5 protein-coding genes are annotated in these 3664 nt (G+C 53.9%); all 5 read right to left on the minus strand.

Translation table 11 applies throughout. The features are described from left to right. Positions 1 to 567, minus strand: a 567-nt coding sequence (locus tag ACR0QW_RS10760; RefSeq protein ID WP_432643633.1) for a Rha family transcriptional regulator, incomplete at its 3' end; no start/stop codon positions are given. Positions 568 to 656: 89 nt separating this feature from the next. Then, on the minus strand, positions 657 to 2645 hold the full coding sequence (locus ACR0QW_RS10765; RefSeq protein ID WP_432643634.1) for a DNA polymerase: 1989 nt from the start codon (positions 2643 to 2645) through the stop codon (positions 657 to 659). Positions 2646 to 2700: 55 nt separating this feature from the next. Further along, positions 2701 to 2883 carry a hypothetical protein gene (locus ACR0QW_RS10770; protein ID WP_095340926.1) on the minus strand — a complete coding sequence of 61 codons (183 nt, stop codon included), beginning with the start codon at positions 2881 to 2883 and terminating at the stop codon, positions 2701 to 2703. 12 nt (positions 2884 to 2895) lie between these two features. Then, positions 2896 to 3462, minus strand: a complete 567-nt coding sequence (locus ACR0QW_RS10775; protein ID WP_095340927.1) for a DUF2815 family protein — start codon at positions 3460 to 3462, stop codon at positions 2896 to 2898. A gap of 13 nt (positions 3463 to 3475) precedes the next feature. Continuing rightward, the coding region (locus ACR0QW_RS10780) for a DUF2800 domain-containing protein (RefSeq protein WP_432643635.1) at positions 3476 to 3664 on the minus strand (189 nt) is incomplete at its 5' end.

A 3664-nucleotide genomic window follows, 5' to 3' on the forward strand; every position in this document is an offset into this window, starting at 1 on the left:
CAGCCGGTCCAGAGCATGGATCTGCTGTGCAGTCAGATAAGGCCGGATGCTCTGCCCTTTTTCGATGCCGTTGGCCAGCCGGAACTGCTTGGCAGACATCCCCAGCACGATGCGGTTCAACATGTCACATTCATTGCTGAAGTGGTACGGCTTCGGGCTTTCATGCAGGCGGCAGATCATGTCCGTCAGCATCGGGAATTCCTGCCGGGCAGACAGGAGCGACCGGATGCACTGCTCCATCTCATTGAAGCGATGGATATAGAGTTCCTTGAAATGCATCGCCTTCGAGCCTGTGTAGCCCATGACCAGCATGGTGAACCCATCGCGGGTCAGTAGGTAACGTGGCAGTTTTCTTCCCCTGGCATCACGATATGTATTGCCCTCAAAATTGAGTGCAATGAATTCTGGGCTTAATCCAGAATTGGATGCAGTGATTCGTCCGATATCACGCAGAACGTTATAATGCTGTTTTTCAAAAGTCGCTGCAACAAACAGGCTGTCGACCCTTGGTACACCTCTCTGATCAGCAAACACGCCAAATTCATCTTCCGGAATCAAAAACTTCATAGCGAATCCCGCCTTTCTTAAAATAAACATCCGAGGAAATTCCCTCTGATAGTGAAAGGACAGGAATCACTATGTTAAGTACCGGGAAATCAATCTTTTTTATAAAATTCGCACTCATACCCGTCTGCCCGGAGCAATAGCCCTTCAGCCCACGACGGCGTCCGGCCCATCTGCTCACAGATGGCATCGACGCTAGTGTCTTTGGGACACTCGATAATCAGTTCATCATGGACATGGCCGACGATGGCGCAGCATCGCAGCGTCTGCATGGCATAGCAGAGGATGTCCCGGCTGATGCCCTGGACGATGTTCTCCACGAACTTCGGGCCATAGCTTTCGAGCCGTTCCCACTTCTTCGTTGCGCCGATGCCTTCATAGGTGACGGATTCCCCACCGAAGCGGTTCTCGCCTATCCGGGGCTTTACGTAGGAAAGCCGCCGTCCACTGGGGAGCTGTATGAACAGCATGCCGCTCTGATACAGAAAGCGGATGCAGCCAGTCCGCATGGGGATACGTTCCTTGATGGCTGTCTTCACGGCGGCGTCCACCTGCCACCAGAAATCGACGATGTGCAGATTGGCCGACCGCCAGGACTGCACCAGAGGATACAGCTCATCTTCCGAAAGTCCCATGTCCAGGGCACCCATGGCCTTCAGCGCTCCTACGGAGCCGCCATAGCCAAGGGCCAGTTCTGCGATTTTCCCTTTCTGCCTGAGATGCCCGTTGACACCATGCTTTTCCACGGGAACGCCGAACATGGAGCTGGCCGAGGCGCAGTAAATGTCGCCGTTCCTGGCAAAGACATCCGAACGCCATGTTTCTCCTGCCAGCCATGAAAGCACCCTGGCTTCAATGGCCGAAAAGTCAGATACCACAAACTTCAGCCCCTGCCGTGGTACAAAGGCGGTGCGAATGAGCTGGGAAAGGACATCGGGGATGGAATCATACAGGAGTTCCAGGGCTTCATAATTTCCCTGGCGTACCAGTTCCCTGGCTTCCGAGAGGTCCGGCAGATGATTCTGGGGCAGATTCTGCAGCTGGATGTGCCGGCCGGCAAACCGCCCGGTCCGGTTGGCTCCATAGAATTGGAACATGCCTCTGGCCCGGCTATCCTCGCAGGCCGTCATTTCCATGGCCTGGTATTTTTTGACCGAGGATTTGGCCAGCTTCTGCCGGAGCAGCAGTACACTGCGCAGCGGTTCTTCTGCCGTCTTCAGCAGTTCCTGCACCTGCTTCTTTCCCAAAGAATCGGTCTTCATCCCATGCCTTGCCAGCCAGCCCAGCATCTGGATGACGGAATTCGGGTTCTCCAGGCCCGTCTTGTCCTTCAATGTATTCATCAGGCTGTCCCGGCTGCGGGCATCGATGACGATGGCATTTTCAGCCAGCGTCCGGTCAATGGCGATGCCCCGGTCGTTGATTTCCTGGTCGAGATGATATTCATCCCATATCGGTTCCGGTACGGGATACTTCTTCAGCCGCTCTTGGATAGCCATTTCCACTTCCACATCCCGTTTGTTGTAGGACTTGAACAAGATCCATTTGTCTAAATCATGCTGAGGAAGGTTCCTCGTCCTGCCGCCGTTCGACTTGGTTTCCTTGCAGGGAACACAGAAATAGCGGATCAGGTCTTTGCCTTCCTTCATCTTCTGGCTGTCCAGCCTCAGCACGGCCCCCACGCCTTCCAGAGAAAGGGGCAGCCCCATGTAAGCCGACCAGATCATGGAACATTTCCATCCTGCCGAATTGAGGAATCTGGCACAATCCCGGGAAAGCGGATGATGGTCATGGAACGGATCCAGGCTCATCCCCAGGTCACGCAGATACCGTGACAGGCAGACCCGTTCGAAGCTGGCATTGAACGCCCACTTGGTAACGGATTCATCGGTCAGGGCATCCAGGATAGCATCCGGGATGCGCTCTCCCTGCGTCAAGTCAACGACCTGTACCTCGCCGCCGTCCACAGCATACCCGAAGAGGAGGATTTCAAAGGCTGGCGATTCTGCGTATTTGTACACGCCGCATTTCGCCAGATTGACATCGCTGAATGTCTCAATATCGATACTGATTGTTTTCATACTCTTCACCTCGAAAAAGCGGCGAGGCACAAGGCCCCGCCGCCGCTATTCACTACTACTTGTTCCGGAAGGATTCCATCTGCTTGCGATGATATTCTTCTTCCCGGTGCCGGGCCATTTCTTCATCCCGCTGGTCTTTTTTGATATCCGTATAAATCATAGACACGAAGAATCCACAAGCGCACAGCGCAAGCAGGCAGTACAGGCACTCCAGAATCAGCTTCATTAGTGTTTCCATCATCACGCCTCCTTATGCCAGGAAATCATCATCGTCAGCTGTAGCAAAATCATCTTCTGCACGGGATTTGCCACCGAGGGGTTCGCCATCACGGATTTTCTGCAGATTGTTCAGTCCGCAGGCAATGCCTTTATTGCCGTTGCTGTTAAATGCATAGAAGTTGATGGACGCACGGCCATAGACGCCGGAGTATACTTCAGAGCGTTCCAGGATATGCTGGCAGTCGGCATCGACGATGCCCGGCTTGGTCGCCGAGTTGGCATTGACGAAGAAGCTGTCTTTATAGGCATCATCGCCCGGGCGTTCCAGGTCACCGTCACGGAGCGGCGTCTTGATGGCTTCGAGAGCCGGTACAGCGCGGCCATTGCCCTTGAGCTTGCTTTCGCCTTCTTCGTAGGCAGCCTTGATGGCGGCGCGGATTTTTTCTACGGTCTTCGTATCCGACTTGGGGATGATCAGGCTGACGCTGTACTTTGGCGTACCGCCATTGATGGACTTCGGTTCCCAGACGTTGGCATAAGACCATCTGGTGTTGACTCCGGTAATCACTTTGCACGGATTGACATAATGCTTGGACATAACAAGTTCCTCCTTATTTTTCATCATTGAATTCATCTGCCGCGGTGTACATGGCCGGACGCTTATCCGATGCCGGCACCAGGACTGGCTTGCCCTGCGGCTTTTCCACTAAATCTGACAGCAGTTCTTCGAACCTTTTCTTGCCGAGCTGTTTCGTCATCGCCGTGATGCCGAGCAGCTTCTTTTCATATGGGTCGAAGCC

It is taken from the genome of Acidaminococcus sp. (assembly GCF_050873445.1).
In the GTDB taxonomy this organism is placed as follows: Bacteria; Bacillota; Negativicutes; order Acidaminococcales; family Acidaminococcaceae; genus Acidaminococcus.

Coding starts and splice junctions, on each gene's coding strand:
- ACR0QW_RS10765 (WP_432643634.1), bottom strand. CDS start 2,645: ATGAAAACAATCAGTATCGATATTGAGACATTCAGCGATGTCAATCTG.
- ACR0QW_RS10770 (WP_095340926.1), bottom strand. CDS start 2,883: ATGGAAACACTAATGAAGCTGATTCTGGAGTGCCTGTACTGCCTGCTT.
- ACR0QW_RS10775 (WP_095340927.1), bottom strand. CDS start 3,462: ATGTCCAAGCATTATGTCAATCCGTGCAAAGTGATTACCGGAGTCAAC.